The sequence below is a fragment of the Methylomonas aurea genome (assembly GCF_024505045.1).
GTDB classification, from domain to species: domain Bacteria; phylum Pseudomonadota; class Gammaproteobacteria; order Methylococcales; family Methylomonadaceae; genus Methylomonas; species Methylomonas aurea.
Genome location: NZ_JANIBM010000005.1, coordinates 13,779 through 39,062, shown reverse-complemented (window position 1 = coordinate 39,062; position 25,284 = coordinate 13,779). Strand labels below are relative to the sequence as shown.

Annotated in this window: 25 protein-coding genes; 12 read left to right on the top strand and 13 right to left on the bottom strand. The window is 55.6% G+C overall.

Translation table 11 applies throughout. The features are described from left to right. Positions 1-11: 11 nt before the first annotated feature. A complete protein-coding gene (locus tag NP603_RS06160; protein ID WP_256610044.1) occupies positions 12-1,052 on the bottom strand; it encodes an MJ1255/VC2487 family glycosyltransferase in 1,041 nt (346 codons plus the stop codon). Next, on the bottom strand, positions 1,049-1,573 hold the full coding sequence (locus NP603_RS06155; RefSeq protein WP_256610043.1) for a phosphatase PAP2 family protein: 525 nt from the start codon (positions 1,571-1,573) through the stop codon (positions 1,049-1,051). Before NP603_RS06155 ends, NP603_RS06160 begins: the two co-directional genes overlap by 4 nt. Before the next feature lie 290 nt (positions 1,574-1,863). On the opposite strand from NP603_RS06155, the gene NP603_RS06150 reads away from it, so the two are divergent. From NP603_RS06150 to NP603_RS06130, 5 genes are all read left to right on the top strand, one after another. Beyond that, positions 1,864-3,321 carry a TrkH family potassium uptake protein gene (locus tag NP603_RS06150; protein ID WP_256610041.1) on the top strand — a complete coding sequence of 486 codons (1,458 nt, stop codon included), beginning with the start codon at positions 1,864-1,866 and terminating at the stop codon, positions 3,319-3,321. A 101-nt stretch (positions 3,322-3,422) separates the two neighbouring features. Continuing rightward, positions 3,423-4,352 (top strand): protein translocase subunit SecF, encoded by a 930-nt coding sequence (secF, locus tag NP603_RS06145; RefSeq protein ID WP_256610040.1) that lies wholly within the window; start codon positions 3,423-3,425, stop codon positions 4,350-4,352. Positions 4,353-4,406: 54 nt separating this feature from the next. Continuing rightward, positions 4,407-8,006, top strand: a complete 3,600-nt coding sequence (locus NP603_RS06140) for an FAD-dependent oxidoreductase (protein ID WP_256610039.1) — start codon at positions 4,407-4,409, stop codon at positions 8,004-8,006. 274 nt (positions 8,007-8,280) lie between these two features. Beyond that, positions 8,281-9,561, top strand: coding sequence for a sodium:proton antiporter NhaD (nhaD, locus tag NP603_RS06135; RefSeq protein WP_371928776.1), 1,281 nt, complete (start codon positions 8,281-8,283; stop codon positions 9,559-9,561). A 426-nt stretch (positions 9,562-9,987) separates the two neighbouring features. Beyond that, complete coding sequence (locus tag NP603_RS06130; RefSeq protein ID WP_054760518.1) at positions 9,988-10,197, top strand: cold-shock protein; 210 nt, start codon at positions 9,988-9,990, stop codon at positions 10,195-10,197. A gap of 37 nt (positions 10,198-10,234) precedes the next feature. On the opposite strand, the gene rimO is transcribed toward NP603_RS06130, so the two are convergent. From rimO to NP603_RS06110, 4 genes are read right to left on the bottom strand one after another with little or no spacing between them, the layout of a single operon-like run. Then, entirely contained in the window at positions 10,235-11,545 is a 1,311-nt protein-coding gene (gene rimO, locus NP603_RS06125) for a 30S ribosomal protein S12 methylthiotransferase RimO (RefSeq protein ID WP_256610038.1), read from the bottom strand. An 18-nt stretch (positions 11,546-11,563) separates the two neighbouring features. Next, positions 11,564-11,896: a TusE/DsrC/DsvC family sulfur relay protein gene (locus tag NP603_RS06120; protein WP_256610212.1), complete on the bottom strand. Its 333-nt coding sequence runs from the start codon at positions 11,894-11,896 to the stop codon at positions 11,564-11,566. Then, positions 11,887-12,180, bottom strand: a complete 294-nt coding sequence (tusB, locus tag NP603_RS06115) for a sulfurtransferase complex subunit TusB (protein WP_256610037.1) — start codon at positions 12,178-12,180, stop codon at positions 11,887-11,889. Before tusB ends, NP603_RS06120 begins: the two co-directional genes overlap by 10 nt. After that, complete coding sequence (locus NP603_RS06110; protein ID WP_256610036.1) at positions 12,180-12,500, bottom strand: DMT family transporter; 321 nt, start codon at positions 12,498-12,500, stop codon at positions 12,180-12,182. The genes tusB and NP603_RS06110 overlap by 1 nt, the downstream gene beginning before the upstream one ends. 79 nt (positions 12,501-12,579) lie before the next feature. On the opposite strand from NP603_RS06110, the gene NP603_RS06105 reads away from it, so the two are divergent. The 4 genes from NP603_RS06105 (at position 12,580) to NP603_RS06090 (ending at position 17,541) form a co-directional block, all read left to right on the top strand. After that, a complete protein-coding gene (locus NP603_RS06105; protein WP_256610035.1) occupies positions 12,580-13,341 on the top strand; it encodes a flagellar brake protein in 762 nt (253 codons plus the stop codon). A gap of 110 nt (positions 13,342-13,451) precedes the next feature. Then, entirely contained in the window at positions 13,452-16,895 is a 3,444-nt protein-coding gene (gene mfd / locus NP603_RS06100; protein WP_256610034.1) for a transcription-repair coupling factor, read from the top strand. 56 nt (positions 16,896-16,951) lie between these two features. Next, positions 16,952-17,254 (top strand): type II toxin-antitoxin system RelE/ParE family toxin, encoded by a 303-nt coding sequence (locus NP603_RS06095; protein ID WP_256610033.1) that lies wholly within the window; start codon positions 16,952-16,954, stop codon positions 17,252-17,254. After that, entirely contained in the window at positions 17,251-17,541 is a 291-nt protein-coding gene (locus tag NP603_RS06090) for an addiction module antidote protein (RefSeq protein ID WP_256610032.1), read from the top strand. Before NP603_RS06095 ends, NP603_RS06090 begins: the two co-directional genes overlap by 4 nt. A gap of 120 nt (positions 17,542-17,661) precedes the next feature. Here the strand turns inward: NP603_RS06090 and NP603_RS06085 are convergent, their stop codons facing one another. The 3 genes from NP603_RS06085 to NP603_RS06075 form a co-directional block, all read right to left on the bottom strand. Beyond that, positions 17,662-18,042, bottom strand: a complete 381-nt coding sequence (locus tag NP603_RS06085; protein ID WP_256610031.1) for a hypothetical protein — start codon at positions 18,040-18,042, stop codon at positions 17,662-17,664. Positions 18,043-18,331: 289 nt separating this feature from the next. Beyond that, a complete protein-coding gene (locus tag NP603_RS06080) occupies positions 18,332-18,709 on the bottom strand; it encodes a lipocalin family protein (protein ID WP_256610030.1) in 378 nt (125 codons plus the stop codon). 169 nt (positions 18,710-18,878) lie between these two features. Beyond that, a complete protein-coding gene (locus tag NP603_RS06075; RefSeq protein ID WP_256610029.1) occupies positions 18,879-19,148 on the bottom strand; it encodes a hypothetical protein in 270 nt (89 codons plus the stop codon). 258 nt (positions 19,149-19,406) lie between these two features. On the opposite strand from NP603_RS06075, the gene NP603_RS06070 reads away from it, so the two are divergent. Continuing rightward, positions 19,407-19,829 carry a DUF805 domain-containing protein gene (locus tag NP603_RS06070; RefSeq protein ID WP_256610028.1) on the top strand — a complete coding sequence of 141 codons (423 nt, stop codon included), beginning with the start codon at positions 19,407-19,409 and terminating at the stop codon, positions 19,827-19,829. Positions 19,830-19,888: 59 nt separating this feature from the next. On the opposite strand, the gene NP603_RS06065 is transcribed toward NP603_RS06070, so the two are convergent. The 4 genes from NP603_RS06065 to orn form a co-directional block, all read right to left on the bottom strand. Beyond that, positions 19,889-20,278: a group I truncated hemoglobin gene (locus tag NP603_RS06065; protein WP_256610027.1), complete on the bottom strand. Its 390-nt coding sequence runs from the start codon at positions 20,276-20,278 to the stop codon at positions 19,889-19,891. A 157-nt stretch (positions 20,279-20,435) separates the two neighbouring features. Next, the gene (gene serS / locus NP603_RS06060; protein ID WP_256610026.1) at positions 20,436-21,707 is read right to left on the bottom strand and encodes a serine--tRNA ligase; all 1,272 of its coding nucleotides are present in this window, start codon (positions 21,705-21,707) and stop codon (positions 20,436-20,438) included. Between the two features lie 41 nt (positions 21,708-21,748). Then, complete coding sequence (gene crcB, locus NP603_RS06055) at positions 21,749-22,456, bottom strand: fluoride efflux transporter CrcB (RefSeq protein WP_256610024.1); 708 nt, start codon at positions 22,454-22,456, stop codon at positions 21,749-21,751. Next, the gene (orn, locus tag NP603_RS06050; RefSeq protein WP_256610023.1) at positions 22,456-23,001 is read right to left on the bottom strand and encodes an oligoribonuclease; all 546 of its coding nucleotides are present in this window, start codon (positions 22,999-23,001) and stop codon (positions 22,456-22,458) included. The genes crcB and orn overlap by 1 nt, the downstream gene beginning before the upstream one ends. An 89-nt stretch (positions 23,002-23,090) precedes the next feature. On the opposite strand from orn, the gene NP603_RS06045 reads away from it, so the two are divergent. Further along, on the top strand, positions 23,091-24,341 hold the full coding sequence (locus NP603_RS06045; protein WP_256610022.1) for a M48 family metallopeptidase: 1,251 nt from the start codon (positions 23,091-23,093) through the stop codon (positions 24,339-24,341). Next, positions 24,341-25,231: a ribosome small subunit-dependent GTPase A gene (gene rsgA, locus NP603_RS06040; protein WP_256610021.1), complete on the top strand. Its 891-nt coding sequence runs from the start codon at positions 24,341-24,343 to the stop codon at positions 25,229-25,231. Before NP603_RS06045 ends, rsgA begins: the two co-directional genes overlap by 1 nt. Positions 25,232-25,284: the final 53 nt, after the last annotated feature.

The following is a 25,284-nucleotide window of genomic DNA, read 5'->3' as shown; positions in this document are numbered from 1 at the left end:
AACGCGCGGGGCTAGTGCTTGACCTGCAGCACTTCGACCGATTCCCAAACCCGTTCGACGAATTCGGTGTCCATGGCCGGCATGCCGGCGTTGATCCATTGCACGATAATCTTGGCGACGTTCGGGTAGGTCACCCGCAGACTGTGCGGATTATGCAGCCAATCCTCAATCGCTTGCGGGTCCAGGTCGAACATGGAGTGGCCGTAACCGAGTCGCTTCAGCGCTTCGGCATTGGAGATCTGTTCCATCTGCGCGTGCAACGGCTTGACCAGAATCTTTTTGCCCAACTGCAGAGACTCGCTGGCCAATTCGAAACCGGCGTTGCTGATGATGCCGGCACAATCGTATAAGTCCCGCTGAAAGCCGTCGCGCGACAACGGCTTGCATTGCACGTGCGCATATTTCGATGCCGCGGGTTGCGGCGAATAGACGTGGAACTCGAAATTTTCGAACGGACACAACAGCCTGACCACCTCCTCGCCGTCTTCGAACGGCAGATACACCACGATTTTGTTGGCCTGTACCTGCTGCGGCAACTCCGGCGTTTCGATGATGGGCGGCAGAATCGGCTGGCCGAAGTGGTGCCAATGCAAGCCGATGCCGATATCGGCCGGCGCGAAATATTTCATGACCCGCTCGGCGATCGGGTCGCCGCCGGCGCGCGGAATCTTGTGACCGAATGCGTATTGGTGGCCGATACCGAGCACTTTTTTCTGTTGGCGTTTTGCGGCCCAAGCCGTGACCGGCTCGAAATCGCTGATCACCAAATCGTAGCCGCTCAAATCCAAACTGTTGATGTCCCTGACAAACCGAATCGGACTGGCCTCGAGCGCGGTCTTCAGATAGCTGACCTGGCCTTTGTGGGTGTTGAAGGTCAATCCGGTTTTCACCCGGTAACCGTTGAACACTTCCATATCGAAATATTGTTCCGCCGGGCGGCCGCTGAACTGAAAGTCCACCTCGCAACCGGCCGCATACAATTCCTTGGCCATTACCCGAGCCCGAGTGATGTGGCCGTTACCCGTGCCTTGCACGCCATAAAAAATTTTCATGATAAAACGTAATTGAGGCTAAAAAATGCGGTGCCGACACCCAGAACCATGCCCATTAACGTGTCGGTGGGAAAGTGCACGCCGAGCACGACTCGGGAAAAACCGACGGCTGCGGCCCAGCAGTACAACGCCGCAGCCAACTCCGGCAGGCAATAGCCGAACAGGGTTGCCACCATGAATGCGGCTGAGGTGTGGCCCGACGGAAAACTGAACTGGTCGGCCGGCTTGATCGCGCTGCTGAAGTTGCTCAGCGCCTGTTGCGGGCGGTTGCGTTTAAATCCCTTTTTCAACGCGAAATACACCGGCCTTTCGATCAGAAACGCCAGCACCATGGCTTGCAACAGGCCGTCCTGGCCGCCGCGATCCCAATACAACCAACCGGCCGCCAGCACGTATAGCAAGCCGTCGGCGGTGCGGGAAATACCCCGGCATAGAGGCAACAGGCTGGCGCGGATCGCCACGCCGTTGACCCAGGTAAACATCGTCACGTCGTATTTGTGGATCGAATAAATCAGTTTCATGCCTGGCCCTCCCAGTGTCTTGCGCGCATCGACCGCGACTGTCGCGCAATCTAAAAATCTCGGATTTTCCATAGGTTCGAATTCCTTGACTGCGGGACCAGCTTAAGATCGCTTTGTGACAGGCGGATGACGTTTGGTTTAAGGTTTTGTGACAGGGCCAAATTCGGGATTGTTTGTTACAATTGCCGGCTGCGAAGCGTCCGGCCCACCTGCCTGCCGGCCCTGATTTTCCGGCCCGCGCTTTTCCTTTTATCGGCAACATTCCTTTCGGATCGTTTCAGGCGGCAAACATGCAACGTTTTTGTACCCTCGGCTTTGTTCTCGGCCTGATATTGATGGTGTTCGGGTTGACCTACGCCTTGCCAATCGCAACGTCTTTGTATTTCGACGACGGCATGGCCGAGCATTTCGTCAACGGCATGTCGCTCAACATCGGCGTCGGCAGTCTGCTTTCAGGCCTGACCATGCGCTTTCGCGGCGACGTCAAAACCCGCGACGGCTATTTGCTGGTGGCTTCGTTCTGGATTCTGATGTCTTCGGCGGCGACCCTGCCGCTGATCTGGGGCATTCCCGGATTGACGTTTACCGATGCATTTTTCGAATGCGTATCCGGTTTCACCACCACCGGCGCCACGGTACTGGTGGGCCTGGATCAATTGGCGCCGTCATTGAACCTGTGGCGGCATGAATTGAACTGGATCGGCGGCCTCGGCATCATCGTGTTGGCCGTGGCGATTCTGCCGCTGTTGGGCGTGGGGGGCATGCAGCTGTACAAAGCCGAAATCGCCGGCCCGGTCAAGGACAGTAAAATCACGCCGCGCATCACCGAAACCGCCCGCTTGCTGTGGCTGGTGTATGCCGGCGCCACGGTGTTATGCACGCTGAGCCTGAAACTGGCCGGCATGGGCTGGTTCGATGCGCTCTGCCACGCGTTTTCGACGTTGGGCCTGGGCGGATTCTCGACGCACGACGCCAGCATCAGCTATTACAACTCGCCGGCGATCGAATTTGTGTTGATCGTGTTTATGCTGATTTCAGCCATCAATTTCGCCACGCATTACACAGTCGTACATCAGTTCAGCCTGAAACCTTACCTGCTCGACCCGGAAGCGATTCCGATGCTGGGCGTGGTCTCCGGCAGCATTCTGCTGTGCGCCGGCTACTTGTGGCATCTCGACACCTATCCCGACTTTTTCGAAAGCCTGCGCCACGTCGCATTCAATCTGGTTTCGGTCGCTACCGATTGCGGCCTGATGAGCACCGACTACGATCGCTGGCCGCCCTTCGTGCCGTGGTGGATGTTGTATCTGAGCTGCATCACCGCCTGCACCGGCTCTACCGGCGGCGGCATCAAGATGTTCCGCACATTGTTGCTGTGGAAGCAGGCCGGCCGGGAAATGTTCAGCATCTTGCATCCGCGGGCAGTGAATCCGATCCGGATCGGCGATACGCCGATCGCCAACAAAATCATTTTCGCGGTACTGGCATTCATCTTTCTGTATTTCATTTCGATCGTGGTGTTGACCTTTTCGCTGATATTTTCCGGACTGGACCCGATTTCGGCCCTTAGCGGCATCATCGCCTGCATCAACAACGCCGGTCCGGGTTTGAACGTGATCGGCCCGGCGCAAAACTACGGGGTACTCAGCGATTTTCAGACCTGGATTTGCTCGATCGCAATGCTGCTTGGGCGCCTGGAAGTCTTCACGCTGATCGTGCTTTTTACACCCACGTTTTGGAGAAAATAGTACAATTCGCCGACTTACTCCGCTTCGGCCTGGCTAATTGCGCTCAAGTGATTCCGGCGGCCGGCAACAACCCATCAATTCTAAAATCAGGAACACTCGACATGACTTCCGCGCGACACATCGACTTTCTCAGCAAAAGAAAAATGGCCTTTTTCTTTTCCGGCAGCCTGCTACTGATTTCTATCATTTCGTTTTTCGCCAAGGGGCTGGATCTGGGCATCGATTTCACCGGCGGCAGCGTCTACGAGATGCATTACAACCAAGCCGCGGATCTGGACAAAATGCGCGCCACGCTGGAGCAGGAAGGCTTTGCCGACGCCAATCTGCAGCATTTCGGCAGCGCGGCGGACGTACTGATTCGACTGAAACCGGTGGAAAACATCAGCCAAAAGGAGCTTAGCGAAAAAGTCCTGAAAGTCGCTAATAGCAGCCAAGCTCAGCCCGGCGAATTGCGCCGCGTCGAGTTCGTCGGCCCGCAGGTCGGCGAAGATCTGATCAACGACGGCGGCTTGGCGCTGCTGTTCGCCTTTCTTGGCATCATGGTCTACGTCAGCATTCGCTTCGAATGGAAACTGTCGTTGAGCGCGATCGCCGCACTATTCCACGACACGATCATCACGATGGGTTTTTTCTCGGTGTTCGGCTGGGAATTCGACATGACGGTGCTTTCGGCGATTCTGGCGCTGATCGGCTACTCGATCAACGATACCATCGTCGTCTACGACCGGATCCGTGAGACCGTCCGCTCCAGCCGGATCAAAGACTCGATCCACGACATCGTCAACACCGCGCTGAACGATACGTTGAGCCGGACCATCCTGACCTCTTTGACCGTATTCCTGACCTTGCTGGCACTGGCGTTTCTGGGCGGCAAAACCATCCACGGCTTTGCCATCGCCATGTTGATCGGCGTGGTCAAGGGCACTTATTCGTCGATCTATATCGCCAGCTCGCTGGCGTTGAGCCTCGGCCTGACCCGCGAAGACTTGATGCCGCCGGCCAAGGACAACGTCGTCGACGACATGCCTTAATCGTCTCCCGAATTCTGATTTCCAACTTCAAGCGTACATTTCCGGAATAACTTGATGACCCAACAGCTAAATACTCGCGAACTGACCCAACTGACTCTCGGCATCCCCGGCTTCGAATACAAAGACCTTTACGACAGCAAACGCCTGGCCGATTTGCTGACCGTGTTCGACCAATCGGTCAAGCAACACGACTCGGCTCTGTTCGACGAAATCGCCTCGTATCGCGCTTGCGGCGGCGACGGCATGAAGCCGGAACAGATTTCGGAGCTATTGGTCAGGACGGCGCCGCTGGTCGGCACCTTCGTTGCCAAGCTGTTTAACGTCCAAGACGTGCGCGACAAGCAAATCAGCCATATTCGCGGCGAGTTCGACAGCGTGTTTACTTATCGCACCGAAATCGTCGGCAATCTGGCCAAATTGTTCAAGGGCCAAACCGTCGACGGCTGGGACATTCCGGCATTGCGCGCAGAAATGGACGGTTTATTGGCCGCCGCCGACAAACAGGACCTGTTCGCAACCGATCCGGAACTGGCCGTCAGCCAACTCGGTGCCGACCTGTGGCGCGCGGCGCAACAGGAAAACCCCAGCGCGGAAGCCCTTGCCGGTTACGACACGGTTTGCCGTTGGAGCTTTGCTGCCAAACACGTTCCCGAATTGCAAAGCCTGGTCGCGAAATGGCTGAGCTTCAAAGTCCCGGAAAAAACCAACCTGGACAATCTGGTCGACCACGAAACGGTAGCTCAAGACGGCTATGGCGTTTGGGCCTGCGACGACCATCACCATCGTCGCCGCGACGGCTTCGCCTTGACCGACAAGCGTTTCAACCAGCGCCAGACCCTATACGAGGTCGACCACTGCATTTACTGCCACGACCGCGACAACGATTCCTGCTCGAAAGGCATCAAGAACAAAAAAGACGGCACATTCAAAACCAACCATCTGAACGCGTTGATGACCGGCTGCCCGCTGGAGGAAAAGATTTCCGAGATGCACGTGGTCAAACGCCAGGGCGACAACATCGGGGCGCTGGCGATGATCATCATCGACAACCCGATGTGCCCGGGCACCGGCCACCGGATTTGCAACGACTGCATGCGCGGCTGTATTTATCAAAAAACCGAGTCGGTCAACATTCCGCAGATCGAAACCAACGTGCTGACCGACGTGTTGTTCATGCCTTGGGGTTTCGAGATTTACAGCCTGCTGACCCGCTGGAACCCGCTTAACGTCAAACGCCCGGTCGCCCTGCCCTACAACGGCAAGAACGTGCTGGTCGCCGGTATGGGACCGGCCGGTTACACCCTGGCGCACTACCTGTTGAACGAAGGCTTCGGCGTCGTCGGCATCGACGCCCTGAAAATCGAGCCGTTGCCGCTGCATTTGACCGGCGACCGCAACAATCCGCCAATGCCGATCATCGATTTCAAGGATTTGTACGAAGATCTGGACAAACGGGTCATGCTCGGTTTCGGCGGCGTCGCCGAATACGGCATTACCGTGCGCTGGGATAAAAACTTCCTGAAAGTGATTTACCTGACCCTGCTGCGCCGCAGCGCCTTCAAATGCTACGGCGGTATTCGCTTCGGCGGCACCGTGACCATCGAAGAAGCCTGGGAATTGGGCTTCGACCATATTGCCATCGCCAGCGGCGCCGGCAAGCCGACCATTATCGACCTGAAAAACAACATGACCCGCGGCATCCGCAAGGCCTCGGACTTTTTGATGGGCCTGCAATTGACCGGCGCCGCCAAGGAATCCTCGCTGGCGAACCTGCAAGTGCGGCTGCCAGCCGGCGTGATCGGCGGCGGCTTGACTGCGATCGATACCGCAACCGAATTACTGGCGTATTACCCCGGCCAGGTCAGCAAAATCCTGCACCGTTACGAGAAACTGGTGGCGAAATACGGCGAAGCCGAAGTCCGCCGCCGTTACGACGCCGAGGAATTGGAAATTCTGGAAGAATTCCTGGCCCACGGCCGCGTGATCGAACAAGAACGCGAGCGCGCTGCCGCGGCCGGCGAAACGCCGAACTTCCTGCCTTTCCTGAAACAATGGGGTGGCGTCACGCTGTTCTACCGCAAAGGCATCAAGGATTCGCCGGCCTACCGGCAGAACCACGAAGAAATTCACGAAGCCTTGTCCGAAGGTATTTATCTGGCCGAAGGCATGAGCCCGCTGGAAGCGATCGAAGACCAATACGGCCACTTAAAAGCCGTCCGCTTCGAGAAACTGACCGAGCAGGAAGGCCGCTGGAAGAAGACCGCCGAAGTCGAAGTGAGCTTGCGCGGCTTGTTCATTGCCGCCGGCACCGCGCCGAACACGATCTACCAGTCCGAGCATCCGCGCACTTTCGCGATGGAAGGCAAGTTCTACAAGCGCCACGAACCCGACTGGTTGGACGGCAAGGCGCAACTGGCACCGATGGCCGACGAAGCCCAAGTCAAGGTCGGAAAACCGGCACCGTTTACCTCCTACCAAAGCGAGGGCCGCTTTATCACCTTCTATGGCGACAACCACCCGGTTTACGCCGGCAATGTGGTTAAAGCGATGGCCAGCGCCAAGGACGGTTACCCGTATATCGTCAAGCTGTTCGCCAACCAACTGGCCGCGCTCGATCCAGCCCAACAAGGCGCGCGCGACGCCCAACTACACGGCTTGCAGGACAAACTGGACGAGTTGTTCCTGGCCCGCGTCGTCGAAGTCAACCGCTTAACCCCGACGATTATCGAGGTCGTGATCAAGGCACCGGCGGCGGCCAAGCATTTCGAGCCCGGCCAGTTCTACCGGGTGCAGAACTACGAATCGCTGGCACCCGTAGTCGAAGGCACCACGCTGGCTGCCGAAGGTTTGGCATTGACCGGCGCCTGGGTTGACAAGGAAAAAGGCCTGGTATCCTTGATCGCATTGGAAATGGGCAGTTCAAGCCGCCTGTGCGCGACCTGGAAACCCGGCGATCCGTTGGTATTGATGGGCGTCACCGGCGCCCCGACCGAGATTCCGACCGGCAAGACCGTATTGCTGCTGGGCGGCGGTTTGGGCAACGCGGTATTGTTCTCGATCGGCAAAGCGATGCGTGCCGCCGGCAACAAAGTGCTGTATTTCGCCGGTTACCGCAACCGCATCGACTTGTTCAAGGTGCCGGAAATCGAGGAAGCTTCCGACGTCATCGTCTGGGCCGTCGATAACATTCCGGGCAACGACGCCATCCCGGTGACTCGGCCGCAGGATAAAACCTTCGTCGGCAACATCGTCGAAGCGATGGTCGCCTACGCCGAAGGCCAACTGGGCGAGACTTCGTTGCAATTGCAGGATGTCGACCACTTGATCGTGATCGGTTCCGACCGGATGATGGCGGCGGTGAAAGCAGCCCGTTTCGGCGTACTGAAACCGTATTTGAAGGAGGGCCACGAAGCGGTCGGCTCGATCAACTCGCCGATGCAGTGCATGATGAAAGGGGTCTGCGCGCAGTGTTTGTGCAAACACGTCGATCCGGAAAGTGGCGAGGAAAGCTTCATGTATTCCTGTTACAACCAGGACCAAGCCCTGGATTACGTGGACTTTCCGAATTTGAACGCCCGCTTGCGACAAAACACCGTACAGGAAAAACTGTCGTCGCTGTGGTTGACTTATCTGCTAGAAGCAGCGGGTAACTAACCTTCGCAACATTCGTCCGCATCTCCGGTTCCGACCGGACATGCGGGCTGCTATCGCGGCTAAGGAACTCGATACCGCCGCGACAGTCTGGGCTTCAAATTTTGAAAGGAGTGCGCTCGTGTTACTACGTATTTCCCTGTTTCTGCTATTTGCTTGCTCGCCAATCCTGGGTTGGGCCAATGCCGAGCCCGCTGCAGAACATGTTCTCGACCTGACCCATCATTGGGTCGGCTATCTCGCCATAGCCATTTTCTCGCTGGCCTATACGTTGGCCATGACCGAGGAAGTCACCGAACTGAACAAATCCAAACCTATGGTGCTGGCGGCGAGTTTGATTTGGGCTTTTATTGCCGGCGTCTACGTTAACGGCGGCATGCGCGAGGAAGCCGGGCAAGCCTTCCGCGCCGCGCTGATCGGATATGCAGAACTATTCTTGTTCATCATGGTGTCGATGGCCTATTTGAATGCGATGGAAAATCGCGGCGTATTCGATAATTTACGGGTCTGGCTGTTGAGCAAGGGCTTCAGCTACCGCAAATTGTTCTGGATCACCGGTTTCATGTCGTTTTTCATGTCCTCGGTATGCAACAACCTGACCACGGCGCTGCTGATGGGCGCCGTGATCATGGCAATGGGTAAGGACAATCGGCGTTTCGTGACGCTGGCTTCGATCAATGTCGTCGTGGCAACCAACGCGGGCGGCTCGTTCAGCCCGTTCGGCGATATCACAACACTGCTAGTGTGGCAAAGCGGCGTGGTGCCGTTCGCCGATTTCTTCTCGTTGTTCGTCCCTGCAGTCGTCAACTTTGCACTACCGGCAATCGTCATGCATTTTTGGATTCCGCGTGAATTTCCGGCCGCAGTGGGCAAAGCGCCGACCATGAAGCGCGGCGCGCTGGCGATGATCGTCCTGTTCTTGCTGACCATCATTACCGCGGTCTGTTTCGAGAACTTCCTTAAATTACCGCCCGCTGCCGGCATGCTGGCCGGCCTGACTTATCTGAAGTTCCTCGGCTATTACCTGCAGAAAACCGAAGATAAGACCAAGGGTAGCGACTTTGCTCACGTCTATAAACTATTCCAGGTGGAACTGCCAACCAACAACCAGGACCAGAAATTCGACGTATTCAAGAGCGTCGCTCATCTGGAATGGGACACCTTGCTGTTTTTCTACGGCGTAATGATGAGCGTCGGAGGCTTGAGCTTCATCGGCTATTTGACGATGGCTTCCAACGTGTTGTACATCGGCATGGACCCGACCATTGCCAACATTCTGGTCGGCATTTTTTCCGCCTTCATCGATAACGGCACAATCATGTTCGCCGTACTGACCATGCATCCGGACATCTCGCAAGGCCAATGGTTGTTGGTGACATTGACCGCCGGCGTTGGCGGCAGCCTGTTGGCAATCGGCTCGGCGGCAGGGGTCGGCCTAATGGGGCAGATGAAAGGGATTTATACATTCAGCAGCCATTTGAAGTGGATGCCGGTGATTTTACTGGGTTTCTTCGGCAGCATAGCCACCCACTTCCTCCTCAACGGCCATTATTTCTGACGCTACACGGCAGCAATGAATTGCTGCCCGTTAGGACAATTGCCAAGAGCACAAAATTTCTATCGGCTCTTGAAGCTTATCGTTCAGTTTTACCTCCCTGCCGAACCAGGCTTCTCCCGCACAGCGCAATCGAAAATATTTTTATTTTTCAACACCTTGAGCCAGAACCGTTTAACGCTGTCCATCGTCCGCCTCCTGCAACCACCAAGAATACTCGGCAAGGCAGGCGCCTGATAGGCAAAAAATCGCTTTACTTTTTATGGATAGCCGCAAAGAGCCATGTATAATGCAACCGATTTAGCTCGGTATCGTTGTCGCTTTTCAAGCTCGCAATAGGATCAACAAACTTTGTTTTCCGCTTACCCGCTTTAGTCACAAACCCTAGTTCCAAACCAGCGTATAGCGCTTAAAAAGCAAGAGAAATTTATGTCAGTTCAAGTAGAAGGCAAAGTTAAATGGTTCAACGATGAAAAAGGTTTCGGCTTCATCGAACAAGAGGGCGGCAAAGACGTGTTTGTGCATTTCAGCGCAATCAATGGCAGCGGCCGCAGAACGTTGAAAGAAGGCCAAAAAGTCACGATGGAAGTGACCAACGGCCAAAAAGGCCCTCAAGCGGAAAACGTTACTCCGTTATAAATCCGATAAAAAAGCCGCCTCACCAGCGGCTTTTTTGTTAGACCAGCTTGGCCCACAGGTCGTACTCGTCGGCGTCCTCGATTTCGACGTCGACGAAACTTCCGACCTGAAGGTGATTTGCGCCGTCGATGAACACCTGGCCATCGATTTCGGGGGCGTCGCTTCTGCTGCGCGCCACTGCGCCCTCTTCGACCACCTCGTCAATCAACACGGTCTCTCGGCATCCTATCCGTTGCTGTAAGCGTTCGGCACTGATCGCAGCCTGATGCTCCATAAACCGCGCCAACCGCTCCTGCTTGATCTCTTCCGGCACTGCACCCGGCAGCGCGTTTGCCGCAGCGCCCTTAACCGGCGAATAGGCAAAACAACCGACCCGATCCATTTGCGCCTCGCTCAAAAACTGTAAAAGCTCTTCGAATTCCTGCTCGGTTTCGCCGGGGAAACCGACGATGAAGGTGCTACGAATGGTTAAATCAGGACAAATGTTGCGCCAGGCGCGGATACGTTCAAGATTGTTTTCCGCGGCGGCCGGCCGCTTCATCAGCTTCAAAATTCGACTGCTGGCGTGTTGGAACGGGATATCCAGATATGGCAAGATCCTCCCGTCGGCCATCAACGGCACCACGTCATCAACGTGCGGATAGGGATAGACGTAATGCATCCGCACCCAAATACCTAACTCGCCCAATGCCGCCGCCAAATCCTTGAATCGGGTTTGATAATCGCGGCCACGCCATGGTCGGCTTTGATATTGCAGATCCAGACCATAAGCACTGGTATCCTGCGAAACAACCAAAAGTTCTTTTACACCGGCATTAGCCAGACGTTCCGCCTCGGCCATGACGTCGTCAATCGGCCTGCTGACCAGGTCGCCGCGCATCGACGGAATGATGCAAAACGTACAACGGTGGTTGCAACCTTCCGAAATCTTCAAGTAAGCGTAATGTTTGGGCGTCAACTTGATACCTTGCGGCGGCAATAACTCCAGAAAGGGATTGTGCGCCGGCGGCAGATGTTCGTGCACCGCTTCCAGTACCTCGTCGGTGGCATGGGCGCCGGTAATTTTTAGCACTTGCGGATGGCGCGCCAAAATCTCGTCCTGCCGCGCCCCCAGGCAACCGGTGACGATCACTCTGCCGTTTTCGGCCAAGGCTTCGCCAATGCTGTCCAGCGACTCTTCCACCGCCGCATCGATGAAGCCGCAAGTATTGACGATAACCAGATCGGAATCCTTGTAATTCGGCGACACCTGGTAGCCCTCGGTACGCAAGCGGGTCAGTATCTGCTCGCTATCGACCAGGGCTTTCGGGCACCCCAAACTAATAAAACCAACACGCGGATTACTCATCAATATCTCTCGAAAACGTTATAAACAGGTCGGCGGCTTAGGCAAGCCGGCGATTTTGCAGGCGTATTTCAGCGGCCCTTTGGGAAATAGTTTTTGCAGATAACGGCTGTTGCCCTTGTCTTCGCCGAATTGTTTGCGGACTGCGGCGACAAACATCCTGGCATTGGGCAGATGTTTAAAGCGGGCATAGTAGTCGCGGATGAAATATAGGATTTCCCAATGCGCATCCTCCAGTTTCAAGGCCTCGGCCAGCGCCAAGGCCTCGGCCACGCTTGGGCTCCATTGGCCTGCGTCGCGCAAGAAACCGTCTTCCGTGGTTTCCAAAACCGCGCCGTCGTGGATCAACACCAGGAATGAATCGCAGGATGTTTGACGGTTAACTCGACCAACCCGGCGTAATCTATCGCTTCAATTCCAGGCAACAAGCGATCCGCCGCCAAACCGTGAGCCGCGACCATGTCCCGCATCGCATACAACTTGCAGGATTGCTCCATTGCCCGCAGCAACAACCTGTTATCACGGTGGCCGCGCAGCGCGCTACAGACGGCGGCATCCAGCAGCACGATCTCGTCCCCGGGCGCCATTCTCTCGAACACCTCAGCCTGCAGCGGCGATTGCGACAACAAATGCAACATCAATCGGCGTGGGTCAGTTTCAGGCCGACGATGCCGATCACGATAAACAGAATCGACGCCATCCGAATCCAGTCGGCCGATTCCTTGAACCAGAACACGCCGATCACCGCCACCCCGACCGCGCCCATACCGGTCCACACCGCGTAGGCGGTTCCCAACGGCAACGTGCGAATAGCCAACATCAACAAATAAAAACTGCCGATCCCGGAGATCCCGGTCACTACGCTCGGCCACAGTTTGGTAAAGCCGTCGTTGAACTTCAGACTTACCGCGAACACGATTTCCGAACAACCCGCGGCCAACAATAGCAACCAACCCATCAAAACTCCTGCCTTTGGACTATAATCGCGCTTATTTTACAATAGCGTTTTCCGCAAACCGCAATATTTAGCAACTTTAATGGAAAAAGAATCCGACTATCTTGTTAGAAACTCCAAATTGGTTTTTGGCCACCTGACCGATCTGGTAAAGAAAAAGTGCATTATTTCCGCGCACTTCGGCGAACACAACCAATCGTTTTTAACCACGATTATCGATCTCGACCAGAAAGCCAACTTGTTGACGCTCGACGTCGCGCCCACCGAGTTGTTGAACAAACAGTTGCTGAATTCGCCCAAAGTCCTGTTCCGCACCGAATTCGAAGGCATCAAAGTCTCGTTCCGCGGCAAATCGATCAAGAAATCGCAAAGCGACGGCCATCCGGTGTTCGCAATGCCGATACCGGATGCGATTTTCTGGATGCAACGCCGCCAGTTCTACCGGATTCGAGTGCCTTTGTCGCATATCAACAGCGTGTGCCAAATCGAATTTACGCCGCCGGTCGACCCCAACACTGAGGAAACTGCGGAGCCCACGACATTGAAAGGCGTTTTCAGACTGGTCGACCTCAGCATTTCCGGCTTTGCCTTTCTGAATCCCGATCCGCAATTCGACAAATTCCTGAATCCGGAAGATAAACACGAAGGCTGCATGATTTATCTGCACGACGGCGGCCAAGCCAAAATCAGTTTCGAGATCAAGGAAATCACCAAGGTAAGAGCGACCATGACCGCCACGCAGCTGCGGGTCGGCTGCCGGTTTACCGATATTCCGCCGGCATTCGAAACCAACATTCAGCGCTATATGCAGGATATCGAAATCCAACAGAAAAATTTGGCTTGACCGCCAAAACCGGCGCCGAGCGATTTCAGCCCGGCGGGCCGCGCCCGGCCACTCCGCTTGCCAGTTAGCCATCGTTCTCAGTTGTTACCGCCATTTCCAGTCTAGTTGCCATGACCGCATCACCGCTACGCCTCCCCGAATTACCCGAACAAAACGCACAGACCCATATCTGGCGCGGCTTAGCCGGCTGCGGCGATGCGTTGGCGCTAGCCACCGCGATCGCCGCCGAAAAACGCCTTGCCGTCATCGTCACGCCGGACACGCAAACTGCGTTGCGCCTGGAGCACGAACTGGCGTTCTTTCTGGACAACGCCTATCCGATACTGCAATTTCCGGACTGGGAAACCCTACCCTACGACGTATTCTCGCCGTTGCCGGAAATCATTTCCGAACGCTTGCGCACGCTGGCCCTGCTCCCGGAAACCAAGCGCGGCGCGCTGATCGTGCCGATCTCGACCTTGATGCACCGGCTGGCACCGCGCGATCATATTTTGGCGCACAGCTTTTCGATCGAGGTTGGCGGTACCTTGAATCTGGAACTGACTCGGGCCAAATTAGAAGCGGTCGGCTACCAATGCGTATCACAGGTTTACCAGCATGGCGAATTTGCCGTGCGCGGCTCGATTCTGGACCTGTTTCCGATGGGTTCCAAGCAGCCATATAGGATCGAACTATTCGACGACGACGTCGAATCGATCCGCAGCTTCGACGCCGACACGCAGATGTCGCAGGACAAGATGCAAAAGGTCGAATTGTTCCCGGCCCGCGAATTTCCATTTACCGACGACGCGATCAAACGCTTTCGCCAGGCCTTTCGCGAGCAATTTCCAGACGCCTCGCCGAAAAACAATTTGTACGTCGACGTTTCCAAGCAAATCGCCCCGGCCGGCATCGAATATTACTTGCCGCTGTTCGTCGAACGCACCGAGTCGTTATTCGATTATCTACCGAAGACCGCGCTATTCGTGTTGCCGGCCGAGTTCGAAACCGGTGCCGGCCAGTTTTACGCCGAGGCCGAAGAGCGTTACCAGCAACGCAAATACGATGTCGACAGGCCGCTACTGCCGCCGCAGCGCCTGTTTTTAGCCGCCGACGAATTGGTTGGCAAAACCCAAGGTTTCAGCCGCATCGTGCTGGACCACCAAGGCGAACAAGGCGAATCGCTGCATTGCCAAACGTTGCCCGATGTCGCCATCGATAGCCGCTTGAAAGAACCGGCGCAGCGCCTGCGCCAGTTCATCGAAGGCTTTGCCGGCAAAATCCTGTTCGTCGCCGAGACCGCCGGCCACCGCGAGGGCCTGATCGAGAAACTGAAAAGCGTCAAACTGGCCGCCAAGCAAGTCCAGAGCTGGCCGGAGTTTCTGCAGAGCGAACAATCGCCGTGCATCGTCGTCGCGCCGATGGATCACGGGCTGTTGCTCGAAGAACCCAAACTGGCCATCATCACCGAGAGCCAGCTCAGCGGCGAAAAAGTCCAGCAACGCCGGCGCCGAGCTAAGTCGGCGGCGCGAGCGCTGGAAAACATCTTCAACAACCTCGACGAATTGACCATAGGTTCGCCGGTCGTGCATCAGGAACACGGCGTCGGCCGCTACCTGGGTCTGCAGACCTTGACGGTCGGCGGCATCGAAGCCGAGTTTCTGATGCTGGAATACGCCGGCGGCGACAAGATTTACGTGCCGGTCGCGTCGCTGCATCTGATCGGCCGCTACAGCGGCGTCAGCGCCGAAAACGCCCCCTTGCACAAACTCGGCACCGAGCAATGGAGCAAGGCCAAGCAAAAAGCCATGGAGCGGGCCCGCGACGTCGCGGCCGAATTGCTGGACATCCACGCCAAACGCGCCGCGCGCGGCGGTTTTGCCTTTAGCGTCGACAACAGCGACTACAACGCCTTCGCCGCCGGCTTCCCGTTTGAGGAAACTCCCGATCAGCTCAGCGCCATCGAAGCGATTTTGCAGGACATGGCCGCACCGCAACCGATGGACCGCGTGGTCTGCGGCGACGTCGGCTTCGGCAAGACTGAAGTGGCGATGCGCGCCGCCTTCGTGGCGGTGCAAAGCGGCAAACAGGTCGCGGTGCTGGTGCCGACCACCCTTTTGGCACAGCAGCATTACCAAAACTTCCGCGACCGCTTCGCCGACTGGCCGGTGCGGATCGAAGTCACCTCGCGTTTCGTCACCGCCAAACAGCAAACCGCGATTGCCGACGATCTGGCCGACGGCAAGGTCGACATCGTCATCGGCACCCACAAATTGCTGTCCAAGGATATGCAATACAAGGCCTTGGGACTGGTCATCATCGACGAGGAGCACCGTTTCGGCGTGACGCAAAAAGAGCATTTCAAGAAGCTGCGTAGCGAATTGGACTTGCTGACGCTGACCGCGACGCCAATCCCGAGAACGCTGAACATGGCCATGGCCGGTTTGCGCGATATTTCCATTATCGCCACGCCGCCGCCGAACCGCCATGCCATCAAGACCTTCGTCAGCGAATGGATCGATTCGCAAGTTCAGGAAGCCTGCCAACGCGAAATCAAACGCGGCGGCCAGGTATTTTTCCTGCACAACGACGTCAAGACCATGGAAAAAATGATGCGCGAACTGGCCGAACTGGTGCCGGAAGCGCGGATTCAAATCGCCCACGGCCAGATGGCCGAACGCGAGTTGGAGCAGATCATGCTGGATTTTTACCACCAGCGTTTCAACCTGTTGATCGCCAGCACCATTATCGAAAGCGGCATCGACATTCCCAGCGCGAATACCATCGTCATCAACCGCGCCGACAAGCTGGGTCTGGCCCAATTGCACCAGCTGCGCGGCCGGGTCGGGCGGTCCCACCACCGCGCCTATTGCTACTGCATCGTGCCGCCGAAAACGCTAATGACCAAGGACGCGATCAAGCGCCTGGAAGCATTCGAAACCTCCGGCGAACTGGGCGCCGGCTTCATGCTGTCCTCGCACGACATGGAAATCCGCGGCGCCGGCGAGTTGCTGGGCGACGAACAAAGCGGCCAGATTCAGGAAATCGGCTTTACCCTGTACACCGAGTTGCTGGAACGCGCGGTCAAAGCCTTGAAATCGGGCAAGCAGCCGGAGCTGGACGCGCCTTTGGACTATGGCCCGGAAGTCGATCTGCAAGTAGCAGCCTTGATTCCGGAAGACTATTTGCCGGACATCCACGCCCGCCTTGTTTTGTACAAACGCATCGCCAGCACGGAAACCGAAGACGATTTGCGCAAGTTAAAAATCGAAATGATCGACCGCTTCGGCCTATTGCCGGATCAGGTCAAAGCCTTGTTCGCGGTCACAGAACTGAAGCAACAAGCCGCTCACTTGGGCATCAAAAAAATCGAAGCCCACGCCACCGGCGGCCGCATCGTGTTTACCGCCGCGCCGCAAATCGATACCGGCGAGTTGATCTTGATGGTCCAAAGCCAGTCGCAGGTTTATAAGTTCGACGGCGCGGATAAATTGCGCTTTACCCAGACCTTTAAGGATATGGAGGATAAGGTGGCGTTTTTGGAGAAGTTGTTGGCGAGGTTGGGGACAAAATAACGAAGAAACTGTAACCTATGATTGACAGGCACAAAGCTATCACCTAAATTCGGGCCATGCTCGAAATCATTCAAAGCGAAACTTTCAAAAACTGGCTATCGGCGCTGAAAGACCCTCGGGCAAGAGCTCGCATCCAAGCCAGAATTCGCAGAGTTTCACTCGCCAACTTCGGTGACTGCAAACCCCTCAGGGAAGGACTCAGCGAATTGCGCATCGATTACGGTCCCGGTTATCGGGTGTATTACACGCGTCTCGGCCCTATGCTAATCCTATTGCTGGCAGGTGGAGACAAGAGCACTCAACAAGCCGACATAGAGCGAGCTATCACCATTGCCAAACACTGGAGCACTCCACCATGACAGAAGAATTTTCCCGTTATGATACAAGCGACTACCTAAAAACCGATGAAGACATGGCTCTATATTTCGACGCTTGTATCGAAGAAGACCCTGGCGATGGCAGTTTGATCCGTGCCGCCTTGGGCGACATTGCCCGTGCGCGGGGCATGAGTCAGCTTGCCAAGGATACAGGGATTTCTCGCGAAGGCTTGTATCGTGCCTTGTCCGCCGACGGCAACCCGGAATTTACAACGATACTGAAGGTAACCAGAGCGTTGGGTATAAAACTGCATGCCGGGATCACTTGATTGGATTGATTTGAGACCGATGCGTCAAAAAACCGTAGTTCCGGATTAGCGATCGCGTAATCAGAGAAAGAAAGGCCCTCATGCGTCCGATTACACTGCGTTAATCGAACCTACGCGGGCTCAGTCAATAGAATAATCATGCACAACGCCATTTTCATAACGAAAGTGACCAAATAAATCGAAAAATTCTTTCCCTTTTTCGCTATATAACCATACCACTCCTTCTATCCGGTACGTGCCGTTCTCAATCGCTTTAGGCTGAGAATTGATTTCTGTTAACGGCCCGGTTTGCCCGTAGCGCAACGGCCATGGCAGATCCTGCCCCTCACTCGCTGGTTTACCTTGATCCGTGTAGCCTCGCTTCGAAACACCCCAGTAAGGAATTGCATGCCCTACATCTACCCTATGGATAGTGATACCTACTAGCTCGGCACGCCTATAGTTAATGCCAGCAGGAATGTTGAAATATATCGCCCCATCCCCCCCACTATACGCAACCATTTTTGTAGCGTTTGGAAGAGCGTCGCACGCTCCAAAGCAAGTGAGGCATCCGGAGAGGAGCCCCCCAAACGTAGGAAAAGCTAGGGTTAAGATAATAAGTCGTAATGTCCAACGGGCATTGCGGCACATTTTCAAACTACCTCCTTTGCGCGCCGGGGTTTGCACCCCGTCGCTTACGTTTCATATTTCGACCGACGATACAAGACACAAAACGTTACGGACGGGTTTACAAAACCGGTCCGACTTGGAGCAGCACTTCGCTAGCAAGCCCCCCACGGCAGCTCAAGAATCATTTTTTGTTAAAGTGGTAAATATCCCCAAACTTGCCTTTCAAGGTCATCGTTTTATCGTCTTTTTCGACTAGCGAAAACACGTCGAATTTGTCCGACCTACCCAATAGCGAAATTTTCAACTTGCCGTTTTCCACTTCGTAATTGACCGGTGCCTGGTCGTAATAAGTGCCGTCGCGCGGAATATGGGTGATCGTGACCTTGCCGGCGTTGAACGCCCAAGTATCTTCCCGTTTGATCGTGTCCTGAGCGTTGGCCGATTTTTTGGTGTATTCCAGTTTCCAACTACCCTGAATTTCGTCGCCGGATTGCAGCGGCACATCAGCATAACTCTGGCCGGCCATCGCCAATAAAAGCACTGCCCAATATTTTTTCATGTCGCTCTCCCCGTTTTTGATAAACATAGAGCGTCAGGATTGTACGCTCAGTTCTCCGGAAAGTATCCTTATTCCTTTAGGGGGTTTGGTTGAAGCATGCGCTCGCAAAAACCGGCTCGGCCGACGCACTGCCGCTGGCGCCGAAACAGACGAAACTCAACCCCCTTATCTACCGATCCGAGTTAGTCGGATAGCTGTAAATGGCCTGACCATGGGCTTTATCGACATAGACCATGTCTACCTCGGCGATCGGCACCGAAGGCACCAACATAGGGTAACTGTGTATTCCGCGGTTATAGGCCGGATCGTCGTAAAGGACCTGCACGGCCGTGGATTTGATATGCCCGGAGCCGATTCCTCGGTCGCCGTGAACCCACGCCGCGCCGGAAAACAAGGCTATTGCGATAGTCGTTATTTTGATGATTTGTGTAGTTTTCATGATTGTTCTCCCGGTAATACTGGAATCGCCGGTTTTGCTCGAATCTGAGCATTCCGGCTTGGAGATCATTCTGAACAAGCCCTACAGATAAATAAAATCGATAGTTTTTATATTGACGATAGTCATTTTGAATAGACAGCACGCCTTCACCTACAACACCGGCAGAAAGGAGCTGGAGATCGCATTCAGCGCGACCGGGGAACCGGATTCCGTTAAAATCGGCAGCCTGTTGGCGAATATTCCCGAAAAACATCGAACATGCTGCGCTACGACCGATCCAGATACATTGCCCTAGGCCTGCCCTGCCTAATCAATACCGCGCTAATGGTCTACGAATTGGAGCTGAAATTGGGGGAGTTCCCTGCAGGAGTTATCGAACGCGGCTATTGGGTGTTGGCAGCCGGCCTGGGCTTGTTCGGAGCCACTGCGATGATTAAGCGCGCCCGCGACATCGGCTCGTCGGCGTGGGGAATATTATTGGGTTTTTTATTCGCGCCGCCGCTGATGTTGCTGATCGGGCTCGTGTTGTGCTTCGTCCCGAGCAATCCCGATGCAGATCGCCTGGAACCGGCTCCTGCCGCCGCAACCATTAAAACTTGGCTGCTGGGAAGCGGTTTGTTGCTGATACCGTGGTTTGCCGTGTTGGCACTACGCCAATGGCAAGAGCATTTCGCAACTTAGACTCGGGTTGACGCCGCCACACCACCCGCAACTTCGTGGCGGCAATGGCGGCAAGCAGCTTATTTGCCCAGCACTTCGCCTCTGACGCTTTCCACCAGGGCGGCCGCTTCGGCAATCAGTTCCTGCGGAACGTTCAACTCGTTCATCGTCGCGCCCAGATGCTCCATGACGGCATCATAGTGCGAGTCGTTCAATCCCATTTTTACCAGCCGGGCGTGACCGTCGCGCAAGGAGCGGCCGGTGTAATTGTTAGGCCCGCCAAATGCCACTGTCATAAAGGCCTTCAAGTGTTCGACCTGTTTGGGCATGTCGGTCTTTTCGAAGAACCGGTTGATGCGGTAATCGTCCAACACTTTTCCGTAAAACAGATCGACTGCGGCATTGACCGCTGCCTCGCCGCCGATTCTTTCGTACAACGACGGCCCTTGCACTTCGTTCGCTTCACTCATGGTTACCCCTCCTCTATATTTGATTGTTATCGAGGCCGGAGCTGACTCGGCAAGCTGTTGATTTTGCCCAGGTTACCGACCTCGGGGCGGATGATAACCCAGGATAGTTTCGCCTCCAAACTATTTTGCCGCCCGTAAAGACCGGACTAATCCTAAGTTATTGAATCTTTTCGAGACCGCCCAAGTAAGGCCGCAAAGCTTCCGGCACGGTGATCGAGCCGTCGGCGTTTTGGTAGTTTTCCATCACCGCAATTAGTGTGCGCCCCGCGGCCAGGCCGGAACCGTTCAACGTGTGCACCAACTCCGGCTTGCCGGTTTCCGGATTGCGCCAGCGGGCTTGCAGACGGCGGGCCTGGAAGTCCCTAAAATTGCTGCAGGACGAAATTTCCCGGTATTTCTGCTGCCCCGGCAGCCAGACTTCCAGGTCGTAGGTTTTAGCAGACGAGAAACCGGTATCGCCGGCACAGAGCAGGACTTTGCGGTAAGGCAGATTCAGTTTTTGCAGGATTTTTTCGGCATGGGCGGTCAGTTCTTCGTGGGCCTGGGCCGATTGTTCCGGCGTCGTGATTTGCACCAACTCCACTTTTTCGAACTGGTGTTGGCGGATCATGCCGCGCACGTCACTGCCGTAGGCCCCGGCTTCGCTGCGGAAACATGGAGAATGGCAGACGAATTTCAACGGCATTTGCTTGGCGTCGACGATGACGTCGCGGACGATATTGGTCACCGGTACTTCGGCGGTTGGAATCAGGTAAAAGGTTGGATCGTTTTTGACGGTAAACAGGTCGGCTTCGAACTTCGGCAACTGGCCGGTGCCGCGCAAGCTATCGGCATTGGCCATGAACGGCACATATGTTTCCTGGTAGCCGTGTTCGTTGATGTGGGTATCCAACATCAACTGGATGATGGCGCGTTGCAAGGTCGCCAGTTTGCCGGCCAATACGACGAAACGGGCGCTGGCGATTTTGGCGCCCAATTCGAAATTCATGCCCAACGGCTCGCCCAAATCGACGTGGTCTTTAGGCGCGAAATCGAATTGGCGCGGCTCGCCCCAGCGGCTGACTTCGACGTTATCGGCATCGCTTTTGCCGGCCGGTACCGATTCGTCAAGGATGTTGGGAATGCCTTCCAGCATCGCGTTCAACTGGGCCTGAATCTCATTCAATTCGGTTTCGGCAGCCTTGAGCTGGTCGCCCAAATCCGCAACTTGAGTCAACAGCGGCTGGATGTCCTCGCCTTTGGCCTTCGCCTGGCCGATGGCTTTGGACCGGGTGTTGCGCTCGTTCTGCAAATCCTGGGTTTTAACCTGTATCTCCTTGCGCCGGTCTTCGAGTGCCTGATAGGCGGCGGCGTCGAATTGAAAACCGCGTCTTTGCAACTGTTGCACGACCAGCTCCAGGTCGCTTCTGAACAAACGGGGATCTAACATGGTTACAGCTATCCTGAATTAATGATGAGAAAAAACGGCGGTTATACCTGCTTGCCCAGCCACAAGCCGAACCACAATGCGCCACCGCAGAACACAAGGTTGCCGAGAAATACCGTTAACATGGCGTCGATATGCGATTCGAACGAATGTCCGCTTTCCAGCAGATACAGAATCAAATACAAACCGGACAGCGTCAGGAATACGCCGATCAGCAGCGTTACCAAAATAGCCCGGTGTTCGATGGAAATTTCGAGTTTATGCAGCAATACTGTGGCGACGATACCGATCAGGAAGGCGCCGATGCCGTTCACCAAAGTCAGCGCGTAGGGATAAGGCCAATCGCCGATACGCACGGCACCTTGGCCGTAGAAAAACAGCCCCTTGCCCAACGACAGGCCGGCCCAGACCGCCAGCAGGCAACCGAGGACGCTGACCGCGATATTCAACCCGGCCTTGCCGATTTGGCCTTGTTCCAGCAGAAAAAACGTTTCCAGCGAAAAACTGGAAAAGGTCGTGAAGCCGCCCATCACGCCGGCCAAAATCGCCGTGCGGTATTCCAATGCGATCGCCAAGCGTTGCAGAATCAAAGCTTCCGTCATCAAGCCGATCAGGAACGACCCAATCAGATTGACCGTCAGCGTGCCGTAGGGAAACCCGCGTCCCAACCACAAGTAAACACCACTGGAGGCCAGATAGCGCAACAGGGAACCGATGGCGCCGCCCAACGCGACGGCAAATAGTTGCAGCATCAGAACTTGAAGAAAGTTTCCCGGTAATAACGCAGCTCGTCGATCGACTCGATGATGTCGTCGAGCGCTTTATGCGAAGCCTGTTTGTTGAATCCGTCCTTGATCTGCGGAGCCCAACGCGCGGCCAGTTCCTTGACGGTGGAAACATCCAGATTCCGGTAGTGGAAAAACGCCTCCAGCTTGGGCATGTAACGGTACAAAAACCGCCGGTCCTGGCAAATGCTGTTGCCGCACATCGGCGAGGTTCTGGCCGGCAGCCATTGCTGCAGGAAATCCAGCGTGCGCAGTTCGGCTTCGGCGGCATCGATATCGGAATCCTTGACCCTTTGGATCAAACCGGACTGGCCGTGGTGCTGCTGGTTCCATTCGTCCATTGCCGCCAGCGCCGCATCGGACTGGTGTACCGCCATGACCGGGCCTTCGGCCAGGATGTTCAGATTCTTGTCGGTGACCACGGTGGCAATTTCAATGATCAAATCGTTATCGGGATCCAAGCCGGTCATTTCCAAATCGATCCAGATCAGATTGTCCTTATCTTGAGCCATTGCGTTTCTATGTTATTAATAATGTTGCGGCGGATTGTAGCATTAGCTAATCTGTACCGCTAATTGTTAACCCCACCCGAATTGGCTTGATGAACACGTTTACCGGCATATTTTTAGCAGCTTTCGTCCTTTCCTACGGCACCCAATTCTGGCTTGCCAGACGCCAAAAACACCATGTTTTGCAACACCGGGACCAAGTACCCGCAGCGTTCCGGGATAGGGTCACGTTGGCCGCTCACCAAAAAGCCGCCGATTACACCATTGAAAAAGGCAAGTTGCACGATGTCGACAGTGTGGTGGGCATGGTATTTCTGTTGGCGCTGACCCTGGGCGGCGGCATCAGTCTGGTGTTCGACTTCTGGTCCACCTTCGAACTGTCGCCGTTGGCCGCCGATTTGGCGGCGATGGCCAGCATCTTTTTACTGATGACGGTGGTCGAGATCCCGTTCAGTTTGTACCAAACCTTCGTCATCGAAGAAAAATTCGGTTTCAACAAAAACACCATTCCGCAATTCGCCAAAGACCAACTGTTGTCCCTTGGTCTGACGCTGGTTATCGGCCTGCCGATCCTGGCGCTGATCCTCTGGGTCATGGATAGCATCGGCAGCCTGTGGTGGCTGTACGCCTGGGCGATTCTGATGGGTTTTTCATTGCTGATGAGCTGGCTGTTTCCGACGCTGATCGCGCCGTTGTTCAATAAATTCGAACCGATGCAGGAAGGCTCGTTAAAGCAAAGGATTCAGGGCTTGCTGGAACGTTGCGGCTTCAGCAGCAACGGCATTTTCATTATGGACGGCTCGCGCCGCTCCGGCCACGGCAACGCCTATTTCACCGGCTTGGGTAACAACAAGCGCATCGTGTTTTTCGATACCCTAGTCAATTCGCTGGACGAAGAAGAATTGGAGGCGGTGCTGGCGCACGAACTGGGCCATTTCAAATGCAAGCACACGATCAAAATGTTGGCGGCCTCGTCGGTCATGACGCTGATCAGTTTTGCGGTGTTGGGCTGGCTGATTACCCAGGATTGGTTCTTCGACGGCTTGGGTGTCAGTACCCATTCCAACGCCGCGGCCTTGTTGCTGTTCATGCTGGTTTCGCCGGTGTTCACCACCTTCATGCAACCGATCAGCGCCTATTTCCAACGCAAGTTCGAATTCGAAGCCGACGATTTCGCCACCCGCAACGCCCAGGGTAAAAAGATGATCAGCGGCCTGGTCAAGCTTTATGAGGAAAACGCCAGCACGCTCACCCCAGACCCGTTGTATTCGGCCTTCCATTACAGCCATCCGCCAGCTGCGATCCGCATCGCCCACATCGAAGAAAAAATGCAGTCCGCTTGATGGCCGAGCTGCAGCAAGGCTTGGTCGTTTCCCACCTCGGCAAAGGCATCGCCGTCGAGGTCGGGGAACAGACCGTGCTGTGCCAAACCCTGCGCAAACTGGACACCGTCGTCGTCGGCGACCAAGTCCTGCTGTCCCTATCCGGCCCGGAACAAGGCCGCATCGAACAAATCCTGCCGCGCCGCTCGGTATTGCAACGCCCCAGCCGCGGCGACCAGGTCCGACCGGTGGCCGCCAATCTGGATACCATTTTTGTCGTATTTGCCGCCGAACCCGAGTGCGATTTCTTGTTGTTGGACCAATATCTGGCGATTTGCGAAAACTGCAATATCGACGCCGCGCTGGTATTCAACAAGATCGACATTCCCTGTAGTGTGCCGATTTTGGACGAACTGAAAATATACGAGAGCCTGGGTTACCGGCTGCATCGGGTCAGCGCCAAACAGCAATCCGGCCTGGACGAATTGAAACACCTGCTGTGCGGCCAAACCGCAATGTTCGCCGGCCAATCCGGCGTAGGCAAATCCTCGCTGACCAACGCATTGATACCCGATAGAACGCTGCGGACCAATAGCGTGTCGGCAACGACGCGCCACGGCCGCCACACCACGACCGCGGCTACTTTGTACCATCTGCCCGACGGCGGCGATTTGATCGACAGTCCCGGCGTGGCCATCTTCGGTTTGGCCGGCTTGTCCGAAGCGCAGCTGGCGTGGGGCTACCGCGAATTCCAGCCGTACATCGGCAACTGCAAATTCAACGATTGCCGCCATGCCGGCGACAAGGATTGTGCGGTCCGGGCCGCCGCCGAAGCCGGCGCGATATCCGCCAGCCGCTACCAGCGTTATTTGAAATTGCGGGAAAAAATGCCACCCGGCAATCGCTTGTAGTAGTGGCAATGGAGCCCGTTCGCGCTCTGCGGACTAGTGTCTCGCCGCTTGCG

Coding starts and splice junctions, on each gene's coding strand:
- NP603_RS06160 (WP_256610044.1), bottom strand. CDS start 1,052: ATGAAAATTTTTTATGGCGTGCAAGGCACGGGTAACGGCCACATCACT.
- NP603_RS06155 (WP_256610043.1), bottom strand. CDS start 1,573: ATGAAACTGATTTATTCGATCCACAAATACGACGTGACGATGTTTACC.
- NP603_RS06150 (WP_256610041.1), top strand. CDS start 1,864: ATGCAACGTTTTTGTACCCTCGGCTTTGTTCTCGGCCTGATATTGATG.
- secF (WP_256610040.1), top strand. CDS start 3,423: ATGACTTCCGCGCGACACATCGACTTTCTCAGCAAAAGAAAAATGGCC.
- NP603_RS06140 (WP_256610039.1), top strand. CDS start 4,407: ATGACCCAACAGCTAAATACTCGCGAACTGACCCAACTGACTCTCGGC.
- nhaD (WP_371928776.1), top strand. CDS start 8,281: ATGACCGAGGAAGTCACCGAACTGAACAAATCCAAACCTATGGTGCTG.
- NP603_RS06130 (WP_054760518.1), top strand. CDS start 9,988: ATGTCAGTTCAAGTAGAAGGCAAAGTTAAATGGTTCAACGATGAAAAA.
- rimO (WP_256610038.1), bottom strand. CDS start 11,545: ATGAGTAATCCGCGTGTTGGTTTTATTAGTTTGGGGTGCCCGAAAGCC.
- tusB (WP_256610037.1), bottom strand. CDS start 12,180: ATGTTGCATTTGTTGTCGCAATCGCCGCTGCAGGCTGAGGTGTTCGAG.
- NP603_RS06110 (WP_256610036.1), bottom strand. CDS start 12,500: ATGGGTTGGTTGCTATTGTTGGCCGCGGGTTGTTCGGAAATCGTGTTC.
- NP603_RS06105 (WP_256610035.1), top strand. CDS start 12,580: ATGGAAAAAGAATCCGACTATCTTGTTAGAAACTCCAAATTGGTTTTT.
- mfd (WP_256610034.1), top strand. CDS start 13,452: ATGACCGCATCACCGCTACGCCTCCCCGAATTACCCGAACAAAACGCA.
- NP603_RS06095 (WP_256610033.1), top strand. CDS start 16,952: ATGCTCGAAATCATTCAAAGCGAAACTTTCAAAAACTGGCTATCGGCG.
- NP603_RS06090 (WP_256610032.1), top strand. CDS start 17,251: ATGACAGAAGAATTTTCCCGTTATGATACAAGCGACTACCTAAAAACC.
- NP603_RS06085 (WP_256610031.1), bottom strand. CDS start 18,042: ATGGTTGCGTATAGTGGGGGGGATGGGGCGATATATTTCAACATTCCT.
- NP603_RS06080 (WP_256610030.1), bottom strand. CDS start 18,709: ATGAAAAAATATTGGGCAGTGCTTTTATTGGCGATGGCCGGCCAGAGT.
- NP603_RS06075 (WP_256610029.1), bottom strand. CDS start 19,148: ATGAAAACTACACAAATCATCAAAATAACGACTATCGCAATAGCCTTG.
- NP603_RS06070 (WP_256610028.1), top strand. CDS start 19,407: ATGCTGCGCTACGACCGATCCAGATACATTGCCCTAGGCCTGCCCTGC.
- NP603_RS06065 (WP_256610027.1), bottom strand. CDS start 20,278: ATGAGTGAAGCGAACGAAGTGCAAGGGCCGTCGTTGTACGAAAGAATC.
- serS (WP_256610026.1), bottom strand. CDS start 21,707: ATGTTAGATCCCCGTTTGTTCAGAAGCGACCTGGAGCTGGTCGTGCAA.
- crcB (WP_256610024.1), bottom strand. CDS start 22,456: ATGCTGCAACTATTTGCCGTCGCGTTGGGCGGCGCCATCGGTTCCCTG.
- orn (WP_256610023.1), bottom strand. CDS start 23,001: ATGGCTCAAGATAAGGACAATCTGATCTGGATCGATTTGGAAATGACC.
- NP603_RS06045 (WP_256610022.1), top strand. CDS start 23,091: ATGAACACGTTTACCGGCATATTTTTAGCAGCTTTCGTCCTTTCCTAC.
- rsgA (WP_256610021.1), top strand. CDS start 24,341: ATGGCCGAGCTGCAGCAAGGCTTGGTCGTTTCCCACCTCGGCAAAGGC.